This is a genomic window from Jezberella montanilacus (assembly GCF_003003055.1).
GTDB classification, from domain to species: domain Bacteria; phylum Pseudomonadota; class Gammaproteobacteria; order Burkholderiales; family Burkholderiaceae_B; genus Zwartia; species Zwartia montanilacus.
Genome location: NZ_PVTV01000011.1, coordinates 601,666 through 624,140, shown reverse-complemented (window position 1 = coordinate 624,140; position 22,475 = coordinate 601,666). Strand labels below are relative to the sequence as shown.

Annotated in this window: 20 protein-coding genes; 11 read left to right on the top strand and 9 right to left on the bottom strand. The window is 49.6% G+C overall.

The genetic code is table 11. The features are described from left to right. Positions 1-3: 3 nt before the first annotated feature. Positions 4-1,764: an adenylate/guanylate cyclase domain-containing protein gene (locus tag BCM14_RS04510; RefSeq protein WP_106226768.1), complete on the bottom strand. Its 1,761-nt coding sequence runs from the start codon at positions 1,762-1,764 to the stop codon at positions 4-6. An 81-nt stretch (positions 1,765-1,845) separates the two neighbouring features. Here BCM14_RS04510 and BCM14_RS04505 point away from each other — a divergent pair, with 81 nt between their 5' ends. Further along, entirely contained in the window at positions 1,846-2,034 is a 189-nt protein-coding gene (locus BCM14_RS04505; protein WP_106226767.1) for a hypothetical protein, read from the top strand. Between the two features lie 297 nt (positions 2,035-2,331). Here BCM14_RS04505 and BCM14_RS04495 read toward each other — a convergent pair whose 3' ends face one another. Continuing rightward, positions 2,332-3,321, bottom strand: a complete 990-nt coding sequence (locus BCM14_RS04495) for an ABC transporter substrate-binding protein (RefSeq protein ID WP_259673416.1) — start codon at positions 3,319-3,321, stop codon at positions 2,332-2,334. A 248-nt stretch (positions 3,322-3,569) separates the two neighbouring features. Here BCM14_RS04495 and BCM14_RS04490 point away from each other — a divergent pair, with 248 nt between their 5' ends. Next, complete coding sequence (locus BCM14_RS04490; protein ID WP_106226764.1) at positions 3,570-4,556, top strand: Bug family tripartite tricarboxylate transporter substrate binding protein; 987 nt, start codon at positions 3,570-3,572, stop codon at positions 4,554-4,556. 65 nt (positions 4,557-4,621) lie between these two features. Here the strand turns inward: BCM14_RS04490 and hydA are convergent, their stop codons facing one another. The 5 genes from hydA to BCM14_RS04465 are packed head-to-tail and all read right to left on the bottom strand — an operon-like array spanning position 4,622 to position 9,687. Further along, positions 4,622-6,061: a dihydropyrimidinase gene (hydA, locus tag BCM14_RS04485; protein ID WP_106226763.1), complete on the bottom strand. Its 1,440-nt coding sequence runs from the start codon at positions 6,059-6,061 to the stop codon at positions 4,622-4,624. Position 6,062: 1 nt separating this feature from the next. Further along, positions 6,063-6,803 (bottom strand): maleate cis-trans isomerase family protein, encoded by a 741-nt coding sequence (locus tag BCM14_RS04480; protein WP_106226762.1) that lies wholly within the window; start codon positions 6,801-6,803, stop codon positions 6,063-6,065. Between the two features lie 10 nt (positions 6,804-6,813). Then, positions 6,814-7,611: an ABC transporter ATP-binding protein gene (locus BCM14_RS04475; protein WP_106226761.1), complete on the bottom strand. Its 798-nt coding sequence runs from the start codon at positions 7,609-7,611 to the stop codon at positions 6,814-6,816. Positions 7,612-7,651: 40 nt separating this feature from the next. Beyond that, positions 7,652-8,455, bottom strand: coding sequence for an ABC transporter permease (locus tag BCM14_RS04470; RefSeq protein WP_106226760.1), 804 nt, complete (start codon positions 8,453-8,455; stop codon positions 7,652-7,654). A gap of 26 nt (positions 8,456-8,481) precedes the next feature. After that, positions 8,482-9,687 carry an ABC transporter substrate-binding protein gene (locus tag BCM14_RS04465; RefSeq protein WP_259673414.1) on the bottom strand — a complete coding sequence of 402 codons (1,206 nt, stop codon included), beginning with the start codon at positions 9,685-9,687 and terminating at the stop codon, positions 8,482-8,484. A gap of 13 nt (positions 9,688-9,700) precedes the next feature. On the opposite strand from BCM14_RS04465, the gene BCM14_RS04460 reads away from it, so the two are divergent. From BCM14_RS04460 to BCM14_RS04420, 9 genes are all read left to right on the top strand, one after another. Beyond that, a complete protein-coding gene (locus BCM14_RS04460) occupies positions 9,701-10,480 on the top strand; it encodes an enoyl-CoA hydratase (RefSeq protein ID WP_106226759.1) in 780 nt (259 codons plus the stop codon). 209 nt (positions 10,481-10,689) lie between these two features. Beyond that, complete coding sequence (kdpF, locus tag BCM14_RS04455) at positions 10,690-10,782, top strand: K(+)-transporting ATPase subunit F (protein WP_106226758.1); 93 nt, start codon at positions 10,690-10,692, stop codon at positions 10,780-10,782. Beyond that, complete coding sequence (kdpA, locus tag BCM14_RS04450; protein WP_106226757.1) at positions 10,779-12,566, top strand: potassium-transporting ATPase subunit KdpA; 1,788 nt, start codon at positions 10,779-10,781, stop codon at positions 12,564-12,566. The genes kdpF and kdpA overlap by 4 nt, the downstream gene beginning before the upstream one ends. 18 nt (positions 12,567-12,584) lie before the next feature. Next, positions 12,585-14,660, top strand: coding sequence for a potassium-transporting ATPase subunit KdpB (gene kdpB, locus BCM14_RS04445; RefSeq protein WP_106227044.1), 2,076 nt, complete (start codon positions 12,585-12,587; stop codon positions 14,658-14,660). A 29-nt stretch (positions 14,661-14,689) separates the two neighbouring features. Next, positions 14,690-15,268, top strand: a complete 579-nt coding sequence (gene kdpC / locus BCM14_RS04440; RefSeq protein ID WP_106227043.1) for a potassium-transporting ATPase subunit KdpC — start codon at positions 14,690-14,692, stop codon at positions 15,266-15,268. Beyond that, entirely contained in the window at positions 15,265-17,964 is a 2,700-nt protein-coding gene (locus BCM14_RS04435) for a DUF4118 domain-containing protein (protein WP_106226756.1), read from the top strand. Before kdpC ends, BCM14_RS04435 begins: the two co-directional genes overlap by 4 nt. 26 nt (positions 17,965-17,990) lie before the next feature. Further along, positions 17,991-18,683 carry a response regulator gene (locus BCM14_RS04430; RefSeq protein WP_106226755.1) on the top strand — a complete coding sequence of 231 codons (693 nt, stop codon included), beginning with the start codon at positions 17,991-17,993 and terminating at the stop codon, positions 18,681-18,683. Between the two features lie 100 nt (positions 18,684-18,783). Continuing rightward, positions 18,784-19,260, top strand: a complete 477-nt coding sequence (locus BCM14_RS04425; protein ID WP_259673413.1) for a ribonuclease H-like YkuK family protein — start codon at positions 18,784-18,786, stop codon at positions 19,258-19,260. A 25-nt stretch (positions 19,261-19,285) separates the two neighbouring features. Then, on the top strand, positions 19,286-20,317 hold the full coding sequence (locus BCM14_RS04420) for a methionine synthase (protein ID WP_106226753.1): 1,032 nt from the start codon (positions 19,286-19,288) through the stop codon (positions 20,315-20,317). Position 20,318: 1 nt separating this feature from the next. On the opposite strand, the gene BCM14_RS04415 is transcribed toward BCM14_RS04420, so the two are convergent. Together BCM14_RS04415 and BCM14_RS04410 are read right to left on the bottom strand one after the other, a co-directional pair. Next, on the bottom strand, positions 20,319-21,446 hold the full coding sequence (locus tag BCM14_RS04415; protein WP_106226752.1) for a response regulator: 1,128 nt from the start codon (positions 21,444-21,446) through the stop codon (positions 20,319-20,321). A gap of 12 nt (positions 21,447-21,458) precedes the next feature. Next, positions 21,459-22,433 carry an ABC transporter substrate-binding protein gene (locus tag BCM14_RS04410; protein ID WP_106226751.1) on the bottom strand — a complete coding sequence of 325 codons (975 nt, stop codon included), beginning with the start codon at positions 22,431-22,433 and terminating at the stop codon, positions 21,459-21,461. Positions 22,434-22,475: the final 42 nt, after the last annotated feature.

Sequence of the window (22,475 nt, the reverse complement as noted above, 5' to 3'; positions counted from 1 at the left end):
GCATCAGACTTGACGCTTACTCATGACAAAATACATGTCGACGTCGCCTTTGCCTTTGGCCGAAACCTTGCCACGGTATTCGCACTCGAATTCTTGTTGTATTAGATCGTAGGTATAGGCAGATACATTCACTCGCCCTGCCTGACCTGAGCTTTCCATGCGTGAGGCGAGATTAACGGTGTCGCCCCATATGTCGAAGGCGTATTTTCGCTTACCTACAACTCCCGTCACGACAGGTCCTGAGTGAATCCCTACACGCAGCGACCACTTGAATGGCGATTTGTGATTGCGTTGCTCAATGAACTCAATCATCCGCATCCCAGCGATCACACATCTGTGCGCGTGATCTGCGCAGGGCTTGGGTAAACCCGCAGCAGCCATATAGGCATCGCCTATAGTTTTGATTTTTTCAACACCCAGCTCGTCGCAGATATCATCAAAGGCGCAGAACATTTCATTTAATTCAAAGACCATACGGTCTGCGGGCATGGTCGCCGCTGTTTGGGTAAATCCGCTCAAGTCTGTAAACAGGATGCTGACCGACTCGTGCCGTGCAGGTTTCGCTGTGCCAGTGGCTGTCAATTCATCAGCGATGTCGCTTGGCAACATGTTATTCAGAAGGTGTTTGCTTCGATCTTGCGCCAGCTTAAGTTCGTGAGTTCGTTCGTCAACTTTGTTTTCCAGATCCGAATACGATGCCTTGAGATCCTCGCTCATTTTATTGAACTGATTTGCAAGGACTTCGAGTTCATCGCCTGTTTTAATCTCAATATGGCGATCAAGGTCGCCCGCGCCGATGCGAGCGGCACCTTCTTGCAAAATTCCAAGGGGGCGAGTCAGTGTCCGTGCCAGAAAGAAACTGGCAAGGATTGAGATCGATAAACCTACCAGTAGTACCAGCACGGACCGCATAACGGGTGCATTCACCGCCTGTCGTACCTCGCGCTCAGGGATTTCGACAAAGACGGTCCACTTCAGCAGATCGATCGGCGCATGTGCAGATAACACCCTAATATTTTGCAGATTATGTCCAACAATGACGTTCTGAGCTGAACTCATCGCTTTAACTTGTGGTAATTCAGTCAAGTTTGAATGCTTCAGCACCAGGCTGATGTCTGGATGAGCAACCAGAGTGCCAGTCGGATCAATAACATAAGCCAGCCCGGCCAAGCCCATCCTGATCTGGGACACCACATCCCAGACAAACTTGAGATTGACCTCTGTGACGATGACTCCACCGCGAGCAGGCTTGGCGATTGTCATATAGGGCTCAGTATCTTTTAGAAAATAGACTGGTCCATAGTAGGGTTTGCCCAGTTTCGCTGAGCGGAAACTTTCACTTTGCGACAAATCAGTTTTACTGCGCAAGCGATCCATGGCAACACGGGATATTTTCACTTGCTCGCGCCCGGTGGAATCAATCCAGGCAACTTCACTTATCGCAGGGACCATTCTTAACAATTTGAGAAATTCAATCCTCATTTGATCAATCTGATCGCCATCACGGCTTGATATGGGTAGCGTTGTCCAGACAATCTGGTGTTCGATCTCGAGCGCAAATTGCTCAATGCGGTGTGCGGCATCCTTGGACTTTTCAACTTGCAAGCTTGCCAGATGGTTGTATGTTTCGTTGTAAGAAAAATAAATACTGATTGCGCTGCTCATTGCAAGCAGAGCCGTTACCAGCAAGGTAATGAGCGTCGCGTATTTGGGGAAAAGGCGCCAGGGAGGTGTGGTTAAGAACTTGAACTGGTTAATTTTCATCCGGCGCCAACACGTCAGGGGTTTATCTCTAAATTATGTTATCTTAGTCCGACGCAGTGGGTCTTGGTCTTGGAGTCTACGATGATTCTGAACAAAAAAGTATTGATAAGCGCTGGCTTCGTGCTTTTATTACCAGTCGCGGTGCTGCTTGCAGTGAATGACGAGTGGCTTTGCTTGGGGCTGTTGGCCTTTGGCGTAGTGCTGTGCGTTGCGGCAGTCTTGACATTACCCACTCCAATCGGTGGACGCTCACCGAAACGACAGCGCTAAATCTTCTTTTTAGTATTTCGCTGAAAAATACGCCTGCCTAGGGTCAGCCAAGGTCAAGTCAGAACCTAAGCCTGTTAGCCTGTTAGCCTGTACACAAACCGGCGTTACCTATCTCGCCAGATAAAATACGCCAGTGGGGCCGGCTAACCGCAAGGTTCACGATGCAGGAAAAAATACTTGAGGCGTTCTGATTAGAACGCGAGAACAATTGACCAACGCGACAGTAAAACGGTAACAGCGTCTTCAGCCTAAAAAAATATGTGATTGCAGCCCACAAATTATCTGATTTGAATGCCATCAACCTTCGATCACCTTGCCTGCAATCGCTTCAAGATTCGGGGGTATGTCCAGATCGAGTGCCTTGAATGTACTTCGATTCAACGCGATTGCCATTTCACCCGCTTGTTCTATTGGTAGCTGATTGACGGCTTTGCCCTTGAGGATTTTATCGACGTAGTTTGCTGATTGAGCAAATATCTTTGTGTAGTTGACCCCATAGCTGGCAATGAAACCACCTTGTACGCAAGTCTCAACTTGTCCAACGCACATAATCTTGTGTTCAATGGCGATCTGGGCAATCTCCTTGCAAACAGATACAAAGTAGGGAGACTGAAGCACAAGCAGACACTTCTGTTCATTCGCGATCATTTGATCGAAAACGGCGGAAATCGCCGGTAAATCACGGGCCTGGAATACCTGATTGCTGATGCCCATTTCAGCGGCAGCTGTGGTTAATTTCGCGGGCACTCTAGAAGCTGTCGTACTCGTTGGGTTACTTAAGGTTGCGATTTTCGTTACGGTGGGGTCTAGCACTTTTACCAATTCCAGTAACTTGAGCGCAATGTCGTCAAACAGAATTGAAACGCCCGTAAGATTGACGTTAGGTTGCGCTAGGCTCGTGACAAGACCAGCAGCCAAAGGATCGACCATTCCAGCTGAAATAATAGGAATACTTGTTTGAACCTTCAACGCCTCTCTGGCAGCGGAGGCTCCAGTCGTGACAACCAGCTCGATGCCTGCCGCAATGAGCTCTTTAAAGAGTCCCGCAGTGTCTTCGGTGCGACTGTAAGTTTTGCGCGTCAGGATCTGTAGGTTCCTGCCTTGTGACCAACCGAGGCTATGCAAACTGAAAATGAGTTGATCCCAAGCACTTTCGTAGCCTTCGCCTGGTACTAAAAAACCGATTTTCCTGATCTTGTCTGGATTAGCTGCGAGCGCAGATCCTACCTGTATTGAAGCCGAAGCTGCAATCACAGTTAGATTTTGCAAAAATACGCGTCTGCTCATTTTAAAAATATCCATACAAGGACCGAGTTGTCGCGGCGGCTAACGGTGCTGGCTTTTCTTGATAGTCGCATCTTAAAAGCTTTTTTACAGACTGTGTCAATATATTTTAGGGCTGACCAAGCGCCAGATGAGTGATTTTGCCTTGGTGGTATAAAGCTCTCAGACAATATTCGCGATTGCTACTTCGGTGGCACCTGAAGCTCAGAGTGCTGATTGTCAAGGTGATAACTACTCAGGAGTGAGACAAAATGATAAAAATTAAGATATTTTTAACGGACTTGAAAGTCGTGCTGTGCGCCATCGCGATGGCGACAAACACGCTGGCCACAGCAGAAACCATCGCTGATTGGCCATCCAAACCGATCAAAGTGATCGTTCCTTACACACCCGGCGGTTCAACCGATGTGGCGGCTCGCGTCGTCATGGATAAGCTTTCGCAAAGACTCAAACAAAGCATCATCGTTGAGAACCGGCCTGGCGCCAATGGCAACGTAGGGGCAACGCTTGCCGCACGCTCAGATCCAGACGGTTACACCTTTGTGAGTGTTCTAGCGGCCTATTCGGTTAACCCGCATTTGTACAAGATGCCTTTTGCGCCCGAAGATCTCGTCCCTGTCACCAAGCTTGCAGCCTTGCCACTATTCTTATTCATCAACAAATCCTTGCCAGTCAACAGTGTGCAGGAGCTGATCGCCTACGGCAAAACCAACCCGGGCAAGCTGAATTACGCTTCGAGCGGCACAGGCTCTAGCGCACACATGACTGGGGTTAATTTCAGCCTGCTCGGTGGCATACAGACTCAACATGTTCCCTATAAGGGCAGCGTGCCGATTTTGGCTGACTTGTTGAGCGGTGAGCTGGGATTTTGCTTCGACACGATGGTTGTCTTCATGCCACAGGTTAAAGAAAACAAGCTACGTGTGCTTGCGGTGACGTCGGCCAAGCGATGGCCAACTGAACAACAAATCCCCACGATGGCTGAATCAGGCTTCCCCGGTTTTGATATGGGCTCTTGGACTGGCGTCATGGCTCCCAAAGGGACACCACCTGCCATCGTTGATAAGATGGCGACTGAAATTCGCGCAGTGTTAAACGACCCTGATGTTCAGCAAAAATATTTGAACGCGGGCTTTATTGCTGATCCCAGTTCACCAGCTGAATTTGGTGAGCTGATTAAACGTGATGGCGCCACGTACGGTCGAATCATTAAAGAGGCGAATATTTCGGTCAATTAGGTGAGACATATGAAACGCAGACGACTGAAAAAAATGAAAGCACCCCTTTGCTCAGAGGGCAACAGCTAATCCCTTTGTGATGCGGTAACTCGACGAGGCAGTAGTGTCGGTGCATCACACTGAATAAAGCGACCTTGTCCTTTGCGGGGATAGAAGTTGGTTCCGTCCCAGACAACTTCGCCCGCTGAAATCGTGATGCCCGGCCAGGCTAAGAGCTCCATCCCTTCATAGGGCGTGTAGTCGGGCTCGTGGTGCAGCATGCTATTTTTAATTTCAACCGGTTTGTGATCCCAAATGACCAGATCGGCATCAGCGCCAATCGCGATTGTTCCCTTGCGGGGATGGACACCATAGGCTTTGGCGGCGTTGGTTGACGTCAGTTCCACGAATTTGTTTAAAGTAATACGGCCTTTCAGTACGCCCTCTGAATACAAAAGCGGCATACGCGTTTCGATGCCGGGGATACCGTTGGGAATGTACTTGAAATCGACTTCCTTGCCGTCTGGTTTCTTACCCTGTGGGCTGTCGTATTTAAACGGCGCGTGGTCTGATGAAAACACGGTAAATAAGCCTTCGGCCAGAGCATCCCAGATCACGCTTTGATTGCCTTTGTCACGAGGCGGAGGGCTACAAACACATTTTGCGCCGAGGTAGCTATCGTCGATGCCGAGATCGTCAGCAGTCAGAAAGAGGTATTGAGGGCAGGTCTCGGCAAAGATATTTAAGCCGTGTCCGCGCGCCCAGCGAATTTGCTCAACCGCCTCACGACCAGAGATGTGGACCAGCAAAATGGGTACGTCGATGAGCTCGGATAAAGCAATCGCTCGATGGGTGGCTTCACGCTCAACCAGCATCGGTCTCGACTGCGCATGAAAACGTGGTGCAGTCTTGCCAGCAGCCTCTAGCTTGCGGGTCAACCATTCAATACAGTCTGAATTCTCGGCATGAACCATCACCAGCGCATTGTGTTGTTTCGCGCAGTCAAGGATAGACAGGATCTCACCATCGTTAAGCTTGAGATCGTCGTAGGTCATGTAGATTTTGAACGACGAGTACCCTTGTGCAATGAGTTCAGGCAACTCATTGTTTAAAACCTCGGGAGTCGGGTCGCTCACGATCAGGTGAAAAGCATAATCAACGTGAGCTTTACCATTTGCCCGCTGGTGATAGTCTGCGACTGCTGCCTTAAGAGATTGTCCTTTGAATTGACAAGCAAACGGGATCACCATGGTTGTGCCGCCGCAAGCTGCGGCACGTGTGCCCGTGTCGAAGTCATCCGCCATCTTTGTTGGCGGTGCCATAGGCTGATCTAAATGACAGTGGCTATCGATGCCTCCGGGGGTAACGGTTCTGCCTGCAGCGTCAATCTCTCTGCGGCCAGGTCCGAGTCGCCTACCCATCTGTTCAATCACGCCGTTGTTGATGCCGATATCTGACATAAACGTGTCGGAGGCCGTGGCTACCAAGGCGTTCCGTATCACCAGCTCAAAAGCGTGCGTTGACATATCAATAGACCTCGGTAAATAGTCTGCCCCAGCCTTTGATACGGCGGGTATCGACCTTGGCTTGTCTGAGGGCTTTCCAGGTGACGGTTGCTATGGTGTCGTAGACAGGAATGCCCAGTTCGGCCTCAAGCTCTGCTGCGAGCGGCGCCCCTGCCAGGTTAGTGCAATAGATAGAGATCGCCTCTGGTTTGCTTGCTGCAACCTGACGCGCCATGTGCCTGAGTTGCTCTGCGCTTACCTCAGAGAAACTGAAATTGTCGGTCAGATCCAAGTGCGCTTCAGCAACTGTGCTGATCCCGATCTTGGCGTAGTTCTCGATGATTTTTGTTTGAACGCTTATTGCATACGGTGTCACGAAACCGATTTTTGTCACCCCAGTCATGGCAAGGATTTCATTCAGTGCAAGCGTTGACGTGCAAGCAGGGATGCCAGTGCGTGACGTAATTTGTTCGCACAGGACTTCGTCGGATTCAAAGCCACGCCAGCCCGCAGACGTTCCGCTCCAACCGATGCTCTGAACTTTTGCGTGCGACAAAAGATCTGCAGCAACGAGTAATTCAGTCGTATCGAATTGCGATAGCGCTCTGTCGGACAGGGCGATTTCCGTCACCTTAAAGCGGCCAAAATGTGCACTCGCCTCGGGGATTTCAGTAATCAGTTTAGTCGTGACTGGCTCCAGAACCGTGTTGGACGAGGGCGTGAGCATACCCAGAAGAACTCGTGGTGTGGATGAAGTTTGCATAAGGATGGTCTCAGTGCGAAATAGTCGGTGTTTGTTGAGCTTCGTGCGCCAGTTTGGCTTCTTCCCGAATAACGTCGAGAACGTAGCGCTTAAGCTCGTTGAATTGATTGGAGGTCACATCACGCGGCCGCTCCAGGTCGATTTTGATGTCATCCCTGATCTTCCCAGGACGATGCGTCATGATCACCACTCGTGAACCCAGGATCAGCGCTTCATCGACACTGTGGGTGACGAACAGAATGGTGCTATTGTACTTTTGCCAGATGGTCACGAGTTCTTCTTGCATCTCCAGTTTGGTCTGTGCGTCCAAAGCGGCGAAGGGCTCGTCCATCAATATGACGGCGGGGTTTTGTAGTAAGGCTCGTGCAATCCCGACCCGTTGAGCCATACCGCCTGACAAAGCGCCAGGAAAATGTTGTTCAAACCCAGTCAAGTTAACCGCGTCGATGTATTGTTGGGCTGCATCCTGACGCTGTTTTCTACCAACGCCTTGTAGCTTAAGAGAAAAAGCAACGTTGTCCCAGACTGGCAACCAGGGCATCAGATTAGGTTGTTGAAATACCATGCCTCGATCGGCGCCAGGCCCTGTAATGACTTTGTTTTCTATTTTTACACTGCCGAGAGTGGGATATTCAAACCCAGCCACCATGTTGAGCAAAGTCGATTTGCCGCAACCCGATGGCCCAAGCAAGCAAGCAAATTCTTTTTTTTCTAATGACAGTGAAATATCGTCGATCGCCAGCGTTTCGGTTTGCCGCTGGCTATCGTTGAAAGTTTTGACAATATTGTTCAGTTGGATGAATGACATCAGCTGAGCCTTGACCGCTTCATAACGATTCTCAAACGTATCATGATCGTGCCCCTTGCACAGTTAATGTATGCTGCCAGCGGAGTAAGCGACCCATCAATGTTTTAACCAAAAGGTCGGTTAGAAACCCAAGTAGGCCGATACTAATCATGCTTGCGATGACTAAGTCATAACGTAAAAAATAATACGAATCCCAAAGCGAATAGCCTAGCCCGCTTTTGACAGCCACCATTTCAGCCGTCACAGTCAACATCCATGCGCTACCGACCCCGATGCGCAAACCAGCGAAAATACTTGGCATGGCCGCTGGCAGTACCACGAAGCGTAAGAGTTGAGATTGTCTTGCGCCTGACATGGCTGCTGCCCGCAATAGGTCACGATTGACGGTTTTGACCCCATGTATCGTGTTCATCAGGATAGGGAAGAAAGCACCTAGAAAAACCAGAAAAATAGCTGGTTTGTTGGCAATACCAAACCAGATAATGGCCAACGGTATCCAGGATACGGGAGGCACAGGACGCAACATTTGAATGGTTGGTTCAATGGTTTTTTCTACCCAGCGCCACCAGCCAATTGCCACGCCCAATGTAACGGCAATGAGCGCTGCAATCGAATAACCAGTAAACACCCGCAAGCAACTTGCCAGCGCGTCGCCAAGCCAGCGGCCAGAAATATCTTGAGCCGATTCGTCATACCCAAAAATCCAGTCTCCCCACGTTAACAATACTCGTGACGGGGCTGGTAGGAGTGCCGGGGGCAAATATCCCAGACGCGAAAAGGACTCCCATAAAAGCAGCAGCAGCGCTGGGAAATAAAATCGCGACGCAGCAGTCCGGCTTTGCATGGCTAGCAACTTGATCAAAATGAATCCTAGTAACCCAAGTCTTTCGCTGTCTTAGCAGTCGCTTTTTCAAGAAAACTGTAATTCATATTTTTGGTGATATCTGCTGACACATCACGTGAAATGTACTTCAACTCTTTCATCATGTCTGCGATGGCTAGTGTCGACGCACGGTGCATGTCGTAATCCGGAAAAGCATTGTCCAAGGCGCCTGCAGCAATTTTTGGATCGAGTCCGGTGCCTTTGACAATACTGGCAATCCAGGCCTGTTTATCTTTTTTGAGAGAGCCCACAAGACTGACAACCGCGGTGACGGTTTGTTGCACAGCGACCGGTTGACTAGCTATCACGTCGGACCGTGTCACGATCAGATTAGTCAAGTTCCCGGCAGCCTGATCGTAAGGGAAATTAAAATGCTTACCGACACCATTCACCCGGATTTGTGTGGCAAAAGGTTCGACCGTGCCGATCAACTCGACTTCGCCGCGCTGCAAAGCGGCCTGGTGATCAGCGGGGTTAGGAATATTGACGAACTGAACATCTTTGGCCGGGTTGATCCCATATTTTAGGAACTCACCGCGCATATGCAGATCTTGCGCGTTACCACGAGACGCAGCAATCCGAAATGGTTTGCCTTGCGCCTTGTAGTCTTCAATCATTTTTTTCAATCCTGCCCAGTCATCGGCTTTCAACGGGGAATCAGCAGCAACCACAAGCTCAGAGCCACCATTGACTTGCCCTGAGATGGCGACCAAATCCATGCCTTTATCTAAGCCGGTGACGTAGTGAAGATAAGTGACTTGAGCGATGTCTACGCTTTTGGACACGAGTGCAGTCAGCGCATCGTTGCCCGACGTGAAATTAATCGCTTCGATATCCACGCCTTGGGCTAGCCCCGGCACCATTGCCATAGATAGACAATGAGCGCATTTGGCATAAGCCAGCTTGACCTTGGGGTTAGTTTCGGCTTGAACGACGTTGGGAAAGACGTTCAATAACATCACCATCATTAGCGCGACGGTACGAGCGAAAAAATTTAAGTCTTTAACAAAAACTGCACTAGACTGATGCATAATGAGCTCCGGACAGAACAAGAGATTATTGGTCGGATAGAGGTGAGTGGCTCTCGTCCCTAGACTCAAAGCAAATTTTGTGCCATGAGTCTCGGCTTCGCTCTGTTTGGCTTTTAACAGCACAAAGCCCATCACGACCACACCACAAAAACCAAGAGACACCTGAGGCTCCACGATGATTTTTGAAAACAAATATGCTGTGGCGACCGTTGCAGCAGACAACATTGCAACGCTCATGATATGCAACGCGGGTAGCATGAATATTCTGGGCACCCCGGTCATCGATGCGTTACTTGAAGCCCTCGAGTGGATTGCCGAAACTTCTGCAGCTCGGGTCTTGATCGTTCGAGGCGAAGGCGAAAAAGCTTTCATAGGCGGCGCTGACATAAAAGAAATGGCCAAGCTCAATCAACAAACTGCAATGGTGTTTATCGATAAGTTACGCCAGCTCTGCGAGGCGGTCAGGCAGCTAACCATTCCTGTGATTGCAAGGCTCCCGGGTTGGACTTTAGGTGGGGGCCTTGAGTTCGCCTTGTGTTGTGACATAAAAATTGCCTCAAAGGCCGCGCGCCTAGGTATGCCTGAAGTGCTCGTCGGGATTCCTTCTGTGATTCATGCATCGCTCATGCCTCGGTTGATTGGTAAGTCGCGCACGGCTTGGTTGTTGCTGACAGGCGAAGTCATTGATGCCGAGCAAGGTCTTGCCTGGGGCATGCTGGATAAGGTCGTGGAAGCGACCGATTTGGATCAGGAAGTGGCCCGCGTTGCCAACGGCTTGGTCGCGCTCGGCCCTCAGGTCTTGGCTCAGCAAAAACGGCTGCTGCGCGAGTGGGAGGACGAACCACTGGAGACCTCAATTTTCAATAGCATCACAGAGTTTGGCAGCGCCTTCAACACCGGTGAGCCGCAGCAATACATGGGCAAGTTTCTCGAGCACAAAACAAAGCGTACTTAATCTTATCTTGCTTCTCCTGTAAGCAAAAAAGTTTGTCACCAGTCGAACGCTCAAAATCTTTATAAGGTTTTTACACCTTTTTTCTTAAGATTACCTCGTCTCAGCTAATTCGAGGTTCTTATGAATTTAATTTTCCTGTTATGTATCGCGCTGTTCTTTGCCTTGACGGTGGGGATGGCCAATGGTTGCGCGCGTTTGAAGGACAAAAAATGACACTCATACAGATCGTCAGCGGTTTTGTTGCTATCGGCCTGCTCGTATACCTCATCGCTGCGTTATTCAACCCGGAGGACTTTTCATGAGCACTCATGCCCTGTTGACCATCGCTGTATTTATCGGCGTTTTGTTGCTGCTGTCCTATCCACTCGGCATTTTTCTTGACCAAGTGATGAACGGTAAATCAGTCATCGTTAACCCCTTTTTGTTTGCAGAAAAAATTGTTTATAAAATTTGTGGGATTGACGTGCAAGTGGAGATGACCTGGCTGAGTTACGCCTTCGGACTCATATTGTTCAATGCCGTTGGCGTCTTATTTGTATACGCACTGCAGATCTTTCAAGGCTGGTTGCCTCTGAATCCGCAAGGACTGGCAAACATCTCGGCCGACTCATCCTTTAACACGGCGATTAGTTTTGCGACCAATACCAATTGGCAGGGTTATGCGGGTGAAGGCACCATGAGTTACCTGACGCAAATGCTTGGTCTCACCACACAGAATTTCCTGTCTGCAGCAACCGGAATAGTTGTTGTTTTTGCTTTGATTCGTGGCTTCGCCCGTCATAGCGTGAAGAGCATCGGTAACGTCTGGGTTGATCTGACACGAATTACTCTGTATGCACTGATCCCGCTTTGTATGGCTTATTCCATCTTCTTGGTGAGTCAAGGTTCTATTCAGAATTTCGATTCCTATCAGGCAGCTCAAACCCTTGAGATTACACAATTTGATAACCCCAAGTTGGGTACAGATGGACAGCCCCTAAAAGACGATAAAGGTGTGGTTATCACAGAGCCCGCCACGACTGATCAACAGACTCTGCCCATGGGGCCTGTCGCCTCGCAAGAGGCGATCAAAATGCTGGGCACCAACGGAGGAGGATTCTTCAATGCGAACTCTGCCCATCCTTTTGAGAATCCCACGCCTTTGTCCAACTTTGTTCAGATCATCTCGATCTTTCTGATTCCTGCAGCCTTGTGTTTTGTCTTTGGTCGTATGGTGGGGGACAAGCGACAAGGTTGGGTTGTTTTAGTAACCATGTTGCTGATTTTTTTAGTGGTTACCTTTGCTGCGGTTTATTTTGAGCATCAAGCTAATCCGCTCTTAACGACGCTCGGCGTAGACGGTGCAGCTGGCAATATGGAGGGTAAGGAAACCCGTTTCGGGATCGATGACTCCAGCATCTTCGCCAGTATCACGACACTTGCATCATGCGGTGCTGTCAACGCCATGCACGATTCATTCAGTCCCATGGGTGGCTTTATTCCCATGTGGAACATGATGCTTGGTGAAGTGGTCTTCGGTGGTGTTGGTACTGGTTTATACGGGATGCTCGTATTTGCCATTCTTGCCGTTTTCATTGCAGGATTAATGATCGGTCGAACCCCGGAGTATCTGGGTAAAAAAATCGAATCCTATGAAATGAAAATGGTGGCTATCGCGATTCTGGTCACACCGGTTCTTGCCCTTGCAGGCACGGCAATCGCCGTCCTGAGTGCAGATGGTACGGTCGGCGTAGCAAATCCGGGGGCGCACGGCTTTTCAGAAATTCTGTATGCCTTCACGTCAGCGGCAAACAATAACGGCAGCGCCTTTGCTGGCTTGTCGGCCAACACGCCTTTTTACAACACCTTGCTTGCCATCGCCATGTGGTTTGGGCGCTTCGGTGTGATTGTCCCCGTGTTGGCACTTGCTGGCGCCTTTGCTGCCAAGAAAAAAATAGCGGTCAATGCTGGCACGATGCCTACCCATGGCGTTCTATTTATCGTATTGCTCGCTGGAACGGTCATCTTGGTTGGTGCGCTGAATTATGTCCCAGCATTAGCGTTGGGCCCAGTCGTTGAGCATTTGATGCTTGGCCTGGCTAACTAAGCGCGATTGGAGAAAATCATGAGCAAAAGAAAATTAGGGATGTTCGCTATCGAGCTAATTAAACCAGCGATTATCGATAGTTTCAGAAAACTCAATCCTGCGATTCAATGGCGTAATCCTGTGATGTTTGTGGTGTATGTGGGTAGTATTTTGACCACGATGCTCTGGATACAGTCACTACTGGGTCAGGGCGAGGCATCATCCGGATTCATACTCGGTGTCATGTTATGGCTCTGGTTTACTGTGTTGTTCGCCAATTTTGCCGAAGCGCTGGCAGAAGGTCGAAGTAAAGCCCAAGCCGCCTCACTCAGAGGTCTCAAGAAAGAAACCTGGGCCAAAAAAATCAAGAGCAGCAACACCTTAGATAATTGGGAGACTAAGCCTCAGGCCGAATTAATGTCAGCAACACTATTGCGTAAAGGCGATCTCTTTATTGCGGAAGCCAATGACGTGATTGCCGCTGACGGCGAAGTGATCGCAGGGGTCGCCTCGGTAGATGAGTCTGCGATTACGGGCGAGTCTGCCCCGGTGATTCGTGAGTCGGGAGGAGATTTCTCCTCAGTCACGGGTGGCACCCGCGTGCTATCGGATTGGATCATCGTGCGCGTCTCAGTTAACCCCGGTGAGACCTTTATCGATCGCATGATTTCGATGGTTGAAAACGCGAAACGTCAAAAAACACCAAATGAAATCGCGCTGACGATTCTGCTGGTCGCACTGACGATCGTCTTCCTGGTGGTGGTGACCACCTTGCTCCCATTCTCCCTGTTCAGTGTTGCGGCGAATGAGAGTGGTGCACCTATCCAGATCACCGTGCTGATTGCCTTGCTGGTGTGTTTGATACCAACCACGATCGCAGGCTTATTATCTGCAATCGGTGTTGCAGGGATGAGCCGGATGATGGCGGCGAACGTGATCGCGACCTCGGGTCGTGCGGTCGAGGCAGCAGGGGATGTTGACGTCTTGCTACTGGATAAAACGGGAACCATCACGCTCGGTAATCGTCAGGTATCCGATTTTTTCCCGGCTACTGGGGTGACTGAAGCAGAATTGGCGGATGTCGCGCAATTAGCATCGCTGGCAGATGAAACCCCGGAAGGCAGAAGTATTGTCATCCTGGCTAAACAGAAGTTTGGCATGCGTGAGCGCGATCTTGGCGAGATGGGAGCTAGCTTTGTGCCGTTCACAGCGCAAACGCGAATGAGCGGTGTTGATTTAAACGGTATACCAGTGCGCAAGGGCGCGGCGCTTGCGATTCAGAAGCACATTGAAGCGATTGGCGGCGACTTCCCCAAAGAGGTTCTGAAAATTGTAGATGACGTGTCACGTCGTGGAAGCACTCCGTTGGTGGTGTCGCAGGGTCAACGTGTCTTGGGTGTCGTTGAGCTAAAAGACATTGTCAAAGGGGGGATCAAAGCAAGATTCAACGAGTTGCGTCAGATGGGTATTCGTACCATCATGATCACAGGCGATAACCGCCTGACCGCCGCAGCCATTGCAGCGGAAGCAGGCGTCGACGATTTTCTGGCGGAGGCAACCCCTGAAGATAAATTGGCGTTGATCCGCAAACATCAGGCAGAGGGACACTTGGTTGCCATGACTGGGGATGGCACAAACGACGCACCTGCCTTGGCACAAGCTGATGTCGCCGTTGCAATGAATTCTGGCACTCAAGCGGCTAAAGAGGCAGGCAATATGGTCGATCTTGACTCGAATCCGACTAAGCTCATTGAGGTTGTCGAGACGGGCAAGCAAATGTTGATGACTCGCGGATCCCTCACTACATTCAGCATTGCCAATGATGTTGCAAAATACTTTGCAATCATCCCCGCTGCTTTCGTTGCAACCTATCCACAGCTTGAAGCCTTGAATATTATGCGGTTGACGAGCCCTTCGTCGGCGATTTTGTCCGCAGTCATTTTTAACGCGCTCATCATCATGTTTTTGATTCCGCTAGCTTTGAAAGGTGTCGCCTACAAGCCATTGGGTGCAGCGGCGCTCTTGCGAAGAAATATGACGATCTATGGTCTGGGCGGTCTGATCGCCCCGTTTATTGGCATCAAGTTGATTGACATGCTTATTGCGATGATTTGATTGCTCCAACCCATGCCGAGGATATTGATATGAAAACTATGCTTAGAAGTTGTTTGTGTTTGTTTATGTTGCTGACTGTCATCACCGGGATCGGTTACCCTGTTGCGGTGACTGGTTTGGCCAAACTTGCTTACCCCAAGCAGGCAGTTGGCAGTCTGATCTACAAGAATGATCAGGTCATTGGATCCGAACTGATTGGGCAAAATTTTACTGATCCAAAATATTTTTGGGGACGCCCATCAGCCACTGCGCCACAGCCAAATAATGGTGTGGCGTCAGGAGGATCAAATCAGGGGCCGTTGAATCCTGCACTGGTTGACGCGGTCAAGGGGCGCGTGGAGGCGTTGCACGCGGTGGATCCCGACAATAAGCAAACTATTCCAGCAGATCTCGTGATGAGCTCCGCAAGTGGTTTGGATCCTGAAATCAGTCCCGCAGCTGCCAAGTACCAAGCTGCGCGCATTGCAAAACTGCGAAAAATCAATGAAGATCAGGTCATGGCCCTGATCGCTCAACACACACACGCCAGGCAACTGGGGATTTTCGGTGAACCGCGTGTTAACGTCTTAATGCTTAATCTTGCATTGGATGCTAAAGAGCACTCATGATCGATTCTCGACCTAATCCTGACCAGCTCCTCGCTCAAATCAAGCGTGAACAGATCGGGTCAGGTCGTGGTCGGCTTAAAATATTTTTCGGCGCGACGGCGGGTGTTGGTAAAACCTACGCGATGCTGTCGGCAGCACACCAACAAGAAAAAGACAAAAATGTTCTGATCGGTATTGTTGAGACTCACGGCCGTAAAGAAACCCTTGCGCTCGTTGAAGGGTTAAAAATCCTTCCTTTGAAAGAAGTCGAATATAAAGGTCGGCAACTAAAAGAATTTGACCTGGATCAGGCTTTGCTTGAAAAGCCCGATCTGATCCTGATGGATGAATTGGCACATTCCAATGTCCCAGGGTCGAGACACCCGAAGCGCTGGCAAGATGTCGATGACTTGCTCTCGGCAGGCATTGATGTTTACTCAACGATCAATGTTCAACATCTAGAGACACTCAACGATGTCGTGGGTGGGATCACAGGGGTGCGTGTTTGGGAAACCGTGCCCGATCATGTGTTCGATTCTGCTGACGAAGTGGTGTTGGTTGATCTGCCGCCTGATGAATTGCTTCAGCGGCTAAAGGATGGAAAGGTCTACTTGCCCCAGCAGGCGGAGAGAGCCTCTCAAAACTTCTTTCGTAAAGGTAATCTGATCGCGTTGAGAGAGCTTGCGCTGCGCCGCTCTGCCGATCGGTTGGATCACGAGGTGCTGAAATATCGCAAAGACAACGCGGTATCTAACGTTTGGCAAACGCGCGAATCAATCCTTGCTTGTATCGGTCCTGGTGATGAATCTGAAAAAGTGGTCCGCAGCGCAGCCCGAATCGCTGGGCAACTTCAAGTACCGTGGCACGCGGTCTATGTGGAGACCCCGGCTCTGCAGCGTTTGCCAAAGAAGAATCGTGAAAGGGTGCTGAAAGTTATTGCGTTGGCCGAAGAGATGGGTGCACGCGCAGTCACGATTGGTGGTCACGATGCCGCTGAGACTGTCGCGACCTATGCCAGAGAGCAAAATCTGTCTCGATTAGTTGTAGGATCAAGCGTTAAAAATAATTGGTATTTTTGGCAGACCACATTCTTGGATGCGGTTGCTCGTCATGCGCCCGATCTGGACCTAATGAAAATTGCTAGAGGTTCGGCTAGTCGCAAGACGACTGAGGAGGTCTATGACAATGAGACGTGGCTGACGCAATTGCGAGCGCCCTGGCATTCGTTTGCGCTGAGCTTGCTCATTTGTGGACTGACTGGTTTGATAGCAGCACCATTAAATTCACTGATTGAATTGCCGAATATCGCCATGTTTTTTTTGTTGGCTGTCGTGCTTGTATCAGTGAAGTACGGCTTGGGACCTTCACTCATGGCGTCACTGGTGAACGTTCTGGTATTTGACTATTTCTTTGTACCCCCGCGGTTCTCATTTGCGGTATCTGATGTTCAGTACGTGTTCACGTTTATTGTCATGTTTGTTGTTGGCCTGATTACTGCCAAACTGACAACTGGTTTGACATATCAGGCAAAGATAGCCAATCGACGTGAGCAACGCGTCAAATCTTTATACGAAATGTCGCGTGACTTATCCGGTGCGCTGGTTCGAGAAAAAGTTGCAGAGATAAGCCAACACTTTGCGGCTGTTGAGTTTAAGGCGAGGTCTAAATTACTGCTGGCAGATGATGATAATCAACTGGAGCATGTCTCAAGTGTGATGCCTGATGACATTGGACTGGACATGTCGATTGCCCAATGGGCATTTGATCACGACAAGGAGGCCGGCAACGGTACAGATTCTTTGCCTGGTGTGCCCCTTCTCTATATCCCTCTCAGAGCACCAATGAGAACGCGGGGCGTGTTGGTGATTGACTCTCCCAGTACGACCAGGTTGAGATCCCCTGAACAAAGGCGTCTATTAGATACGTTCGCGCGCTTGCTCGCGATATCGATTGAACGCATTCATTATGTGACGGTTGCTCAACAATCCTCAATACAAGTTGAATCTGAGAGATTAAGAAACTCGTTGTTGTCCGCGATTTCACACGATTTGAGAACACCCTTAACAGCATTAGTAGGGTTGGCCGACGCGCTGGAAATGCTCGATGCACCACTGAGCGATGAGCAACGCCAGATCACGGCGATCTTACGCGAAAAAGCGTTAAAAATGAGCTCGCAGGTGGGCAACTTGTTGGATATGGCCCGCCTCCAGTCCGGCGCAGTGAGACTGAATCAACAGTGGTTGCCGATTGAAGAAGTCATCGGTACATCTATCAAAGCAGCCGAGCCAATGAGTGAGGGCAGGCGCGTTTCGGTGGACTTGCCCGCTGACTTCCCGCTACTCAAATTAGATCCGGTCCTAATGGAACGAGTATTTGTCAATCTGCTTGAAAATGCATACAAATACACAGGCAAGACTAGCAAAGTGTCGATTGGTGGCGCTGTAATCTCACCCAATCAGGTCGAAGTCTGGGTGCAAGATGACGGTCCTGGTCTGCCGGCGGGTAAAGAGGAAGCCATCTTCAGGAAGTTTGAACGTGGACAAAAGGAGAGTGCGATCGTGGGAGTTGGCTTAGGTTTGACAATTTGCAGGGCGATTATCGAAGCTCACAATGGGAAAATCCGTGGTGAGACAACCAAACAGGGGGGGGCAAGATTCAGCTTCATATTGCCGATAGGTCGTCCTCCCAAAGTGGATTTGATGGATCATGATCATTAAGCCAAGTTCGATCTTAAAGGCATAACTTGTCTCAGCTATATCCTGTCGCCTTAATCATCGAAGACGAGCCAAATATTCGTCTGATGATTAAAAAGTCGCTTGAGTCAGCTGACTTCGTGGTCTTTGAGGCCGCCACTGTCGCACGAGGCCTGATCGAATCACGCACTCGGCAACCAGATGTTGTTCTGCTCGACTTGGGTTTACCTGACGGATCAGGGGCAGAGGTCATCGACAAAATTCGAGCTTGGTCTGATGTACCTATTATTGTTGTGTCCGCGCGTAGCCAAGAAACTGACAAAATTGCAGCACTCGACATAGGGGCAGATGACTACTTGACCAAACCCTTCAGTCCTGGCGAATTACTGGCAAGAGTACGAGCCCAGTTGCGCAGACGGTCAATGGTATCGGAGAAAGGCGAGACGACTTTTAAATTTGGTCGTATGAGTGTCGATTTAACCAGAAGACTGGTTGAGCGAGACGGTGAACTTTTGCACCTGACACCAACCGAGTACCGATTGCTTACATTTCTCATCACTCATTCCAATACGGTGCTCACTCACCGACAGATTCTATTGGGGGTCTGGGGCCCGAACGACATAGAAAGTACTCATTATGTACGAATTTTTATGGGCGCCCTGCGCAAAAAGATAGAAATTGACCCGGCTCAACCCTCACACGTGCTCACTGAAACAGGAGTCGGTTACCGCTTCGTTCCTTAGTGTGACTCCACTGATGGTACTCAGACGAAACGTCAAAAGATGGCTTAATATAGTCACGTAGCGTTATCTGTCTGCAGTTAATTTTCAACTGGGATTAAGCGTGCGAAAAATTGATGTCAATGAAGTGAGAGCATTTATTGATGCTCAAGGGCCAGCGACAAAGATTTACATAGGATGTGACTCAGAGCGCTTTGCGATCGGCAAAGAGTGGTTTGCCGACTACACGTTGGCAGTGGTTGTCCATATCAACGGCAACAATGGTTGCAAATTATTTGGCGAAGTTCAGCGAGAGCGTGACTTTGATGCCAAGCAAGATAAGCCTCGCATGCGCTTAATGAACGAAGCTTATAAAATCGCCGAACTTTATCAAAAGCTCAAAGACGTATTGGCAGGCCGAGAGGTATCGGTACATCTCGATATCAATCCTGATGAAGCACATGGCAGCTCTTGTGTCGTGAACGAGGCCATCGGGTATATTCGTGGGATGTGCAATGTGGTGCCCGTCGTCAAGCCGAACGCTTTTGCTGCGTCTAACGCGGCTGATCGCATGAAGTTCGTGCTGGCTGAGGTAATTTAGTTCTTAGTGGTCATGGGATAAAAAAATGAGTCAGAAAATCAAAACAGCCATCGCTGGCAGCTTACCTAAACCTGCGTGGTTGGCAGAGCCTGAAAAACTTTGGGCACCTTGGCACCTGTCAGGTGAAACCTTAGAACAAGCCAAGTTTGATGCCATGCGGCTTGCGGTCGACGACCAGTTGCGAGCAGGTATCACCGTGATCGGTGACGGGGAGCAGACCCGGCAGCACTTTGTCACGACTTTTATCGAAAGCCTGTCGGGCGTCGATTTTGTTAATCGAAAAACCGTCAGGATTCGCAATCGTTACGACGCGGACGTGCCAGTGGTGGTTGATCGTGTCACGCGGCCAAAGTCAGTTTTTGTCGAAGACGCGAAGCGTTTGCGTGCGTTGACTAAAGGCCCGATCAAGTTCACGCTGCCAGGTCCGATGACCATGGTCGACACCCTTTACGATGACTATTATAAAAGCCGGGAAAAATTAGCCTTGGCATTTGCTGAACTCTTAAATCAAGAGGCCAGGGAATTGGCTGCAGTTGGTGTCGATATTATTCAGTTCGATGAGCCCGCCTTTAATGTGTTTTTTGATGAAGTGAAGGACTGGGGCGTTAAAACCCTCGAGGTTGCAGCGGCCGGTTTGCCTTGTAAAACGGCAGTACACATTTGTTATGGTTATGGTATCGAAGCAAATATAAAGTGGAAAAATGCGCTGGGTGAAGAGTGGCGTCAATACGAGCATGTATTCCCTTTGCTTGCCGCGAGCAAGATTGATCAAGTGAGCTTAGAGTGCATCAACTCGCGCGTTCCGATGGAATTAATCGAATTGTTGCGCGGTAAAGATGTTTTGGTTGGAGCCATTGATGTGGCAAACAATCAGATCGAAACTCCAGAGCAGGTCGCTAACGTGCTGCGCGAAGCGACGAAATACGCCGATATCAAACATATCTATGGGTGCACCAACTGTGGTCTCGTCCCCTTAGGCCGAGCGATTGCGACAGCTAAACTTCAGGCTTTAGCGGCAGGGGCCGATTTGCTCAGCAAAGAAATGGGGCTGAGTTAACTTAGACGTCGGGGTCGCGCAATAAGGTTGTGCGATCAATTTTATACACTTCGAAGGGTCGGATAAACCCTTTGAGTGTTATATCGCCGACCTTTTCACTTTTGTCTTGCTGCGACATTCTGGCGAAGGTTTTCAAATCCATCAGGATTTCGCCATCTTTGGCTTGCTCACACAGCCTGGCGGATGCGTTCGTCACACTACCAATCGCGGCGTAGTCGCGACGGCCCTCAAAACCAATCATACCGAGCGTGGCATAACCTCTGGCAATGCCCACCCCAAAACCGAGTTGCAAACCCATTTTTCGCCATTGATTCTGAAGCTCGGCGAAGGCTTGTTGCATTTCGATGGCCAGAGCGACCGCAACCGTACTATGCTCTGGCAGATTGATCGGATCGTTAAAAAAGATCATGATCCCGTCTCCCGCAAAGCGTTCAAGGGTGCCATTGTGCTTCATGATCAAGCGTCCCATTCTGTCGTGATAGGCGCTAAGCACCTCCATGACTTCTTCGGGCTCTGTCGAGTCAACCATGGTCGTGAAGCCTCTGATATCGATAAAGACAACAGTTATTTCTCTGCGGTGTGGCCTGAAGATCGACTCGTCACCATCTTGCATGACCCTGTCCGCAACTTGCTCAGGTAAAAACCTCTGCAGACTGGCCATTTTCTCAATCTCTTGCACTTGCGTTTCAACTTGCTGTGAGAGTGAGGCGTTGAGCTCGCTTAATTGCTGGTTTTGTTCGACGATCTGTTGCTGAAGATGTTTGATGCGCAGCAACGATTTGACGCGAGCGAATAATTCAGCCTGATTAATTGGCTTGGTTAGAAAATCATCTGCTCCAACTTCGAGCCCTTTGATACGCTCGGTCTCGTCAAGCGAGGTCACCATAATGATGGGTAACAGGCTCGTCTCCGACTGCGCCCTAAGCCTGCGGCATACCTCGTAGCCCGATATTTCAGGCATCATGACATCTAGAAGAATCAGATCTGGTTGTTGGGCCTTTATTTTTTCAAGGCCTTCTAGTCCGCTAGCCGCAAGCGCTACTTCATATCCTTTGCTTTCAAGCAAAGCGGCCATTAACTTCAGATTGACAACCGTGTCATCGATAACCAGAATACGTGTGGTCTGCATGGATTATCCGCTCTATTGAATCAACTTGTTCGCTCGCAACTTTAGCTCACTGCTGATGGTGACCCCTAGTTTATCTGCAGTCTTTAAATTAATGGCCATTTCAAATGTCGAGGATTGCTCGATAGGCATGTTAGCGATTGAGCCACCTCGCAAAATTTGATCGATAAACTTAGCCGTTTCAGGATAGGTGGATGTGATGTCGTTGCCATAACTCGCCAACACGCCGTCTTCAACATAGCGACCCCATTGTGCAAAGGTCGGCAATTTGTGTCGGATACCGAGATCGGCCAGTTGTAATCTTTGCTGTGCGTAAAAAGGGTTCTGACAGATAACGGTTGCATCGAACTGACCAACTGCCATCTTACCGAACGCGTCAGTAATTTCACTTTCGGTGCCTGCAAAAAAATTCGTGTTTTGGAAGCCCAAACTTGGGGATTGCTGGTCGAAAAGATCAACTAAATAGTTACGCATGGTGCCATTAGGATTGATCAATATGGCAATATTTTTTGCCTCTGGCAGGACCAGCCTGACGAGTTCAAGCGTTTTTAACGTGATGTCGTTTGCCAGGTAAGAGGTGCCCGTGATGTACCCGCCGGGTTTGGCAAGATTCGTGACTGCACCGCTGGCAATCGGGTCAAACATACCCACCCCGACGATGGGTAGGCCACCGACAACTTTGCTTGCAATGAGTGCCCCAATCGTCGACTGAGCTGCAATTAATTCAACTTTCTCAGCTACCAGTTCCTGTGCCAGCTGTGGGATTCTTGACATATCATTCTGTGCGTACTTGTAAATGATCTTTATGTTTTTGCCGTCTTCCCAGCCTAAACCAGCTAGACGTTTTAGCAGCGCATCCCATTCATTTTCATAACCAGCATTGATGATCAGCAGCCCAATTTTTCTGACTATTTCAGCCGATCCTGCTGAACGCCACGCGGCGAGCGTGAATCCACCCGTAATGAGCTTGAACCATTCGCGACGTTGCATTTTTTACCGCCAATTGAAGGTAATTAGGTATGATGGATACCA

Bases quoted from the DNA above. Each gene is read 5' to 3' on its own strand.
- BCM14_RS04510 (WP_106226768.1), bottom strand. From the start codon at position 1,764: ATGAAAATTAACCAGTTCAAGTTCTTAACCACACCTCCCTGGCGCCTT.
- BCM14_RS04505 (WP_106226767.1), top strand. From the start codon at position 1,846: ATGATTCTGAACAAAAAAGTATTGATAAGCGCTGGCTTCGTGCTTTTA.
- BCM14_RS04495 (WP_259673416.1), bottom strand. From the start codon at position 3,321: ATGAGCAGACGCGTATTTTTGCAAAATCTAACTGTGATTGCAGCTTCG.
- BCM14_RS04490 (WP_106226764.1), top strand. From the start codon at position 3,570: ATGATAAAAATTAAGATATTTTTAACGGACTTGAAAGTCGTGCTGTGC.
- hydA (WP_106226763.1), bottom strand. From the start codon at position 6,061: ATGTCAACGCACGCTTTTGAGCTGGTGATACGGAACGCCTTGGTAGCC.
- BCM14_RS04480 (WP_106226762.1), bottom strand. From the start codon at position 6,803: ATGCAAACTTCATCCACACCACGAGTTCTTCTGGGTATGCTCACGCCC.
- BCM14_RS04475 (WP_106226761.1), bottom strand. From the start codon at position 7,611: ATGTCATTCATCCAACTGAACAATATTGTCAAAACTTTCAACGATAGC.
- BCM14_RS04470 (WP_106226760.1), bottom strand. From the start codon at position 8,455: ATGCAAAGCCGGACTGCTGCGTCGCGATTTTATTTCCCAGCGCTGCTG.
- BCM14_RS04460 (WP_106226759.1), top strand. From the start codon at position 9,701: ATGATTTTTGAAAACAAATATGCTGTGGCGACCGTTGCAGCAGACAAC.
- kdpF (WP_106226758.1), top strand. From the start codon at position 10,690: ATGACACTCATACAGATCGTCAGCGGTTTTGTTGCTATCGGCCTGCTC.
- kdpA (WP_106226757.1), top strand. From the start codon at position 10,779: ATGAGCACTCATGCCCTGTTGACCATCGCTGTATTTATCGGCGTTTTG.
- kdpB (WP_106227044.1), top strand. From the start codon at position 12,585: ATGAGCAAAAGAAAATTAGGGATGTTCGCTATCGAGCTAATTAAACCA.
- kdpC (WP_106227043.1), top strand. From the start codon at position 14,690: ATGAAAACTATGCTTAGAAGTTGTTTGTGTTTGTTTATGTTGCTGACT.
- BCM14_RS04435 (WP_106226756.1), top strand. From the start codon at position 15,265: ATGATCGATTCTCGACCTAATCCTGACCAGCTCCTCGCTCAAATCAAG.
- BCM14_RS04420 (WP_106226753.1), top strand. From the start codon at position 19,286: ATGAGTCAGAAAATCAAAACAGCCATCGCTGGCAGCTTACCTAAACCT.
- BCM14_RS04415 (WP_106226752.1), bottom strand. From the start codon at position 21,446: ATGCAGACCACACGTATTCTGGTTATCGATGACACGGTTGTCAATCTG.
- BCM14_RS04410 (WP_106226751.1), bottom strand. From the start codon at position 22,433: ATGCAACGTCGCGAATGGTTCAAGCTCATTACGGGTGGATTCACGCTC.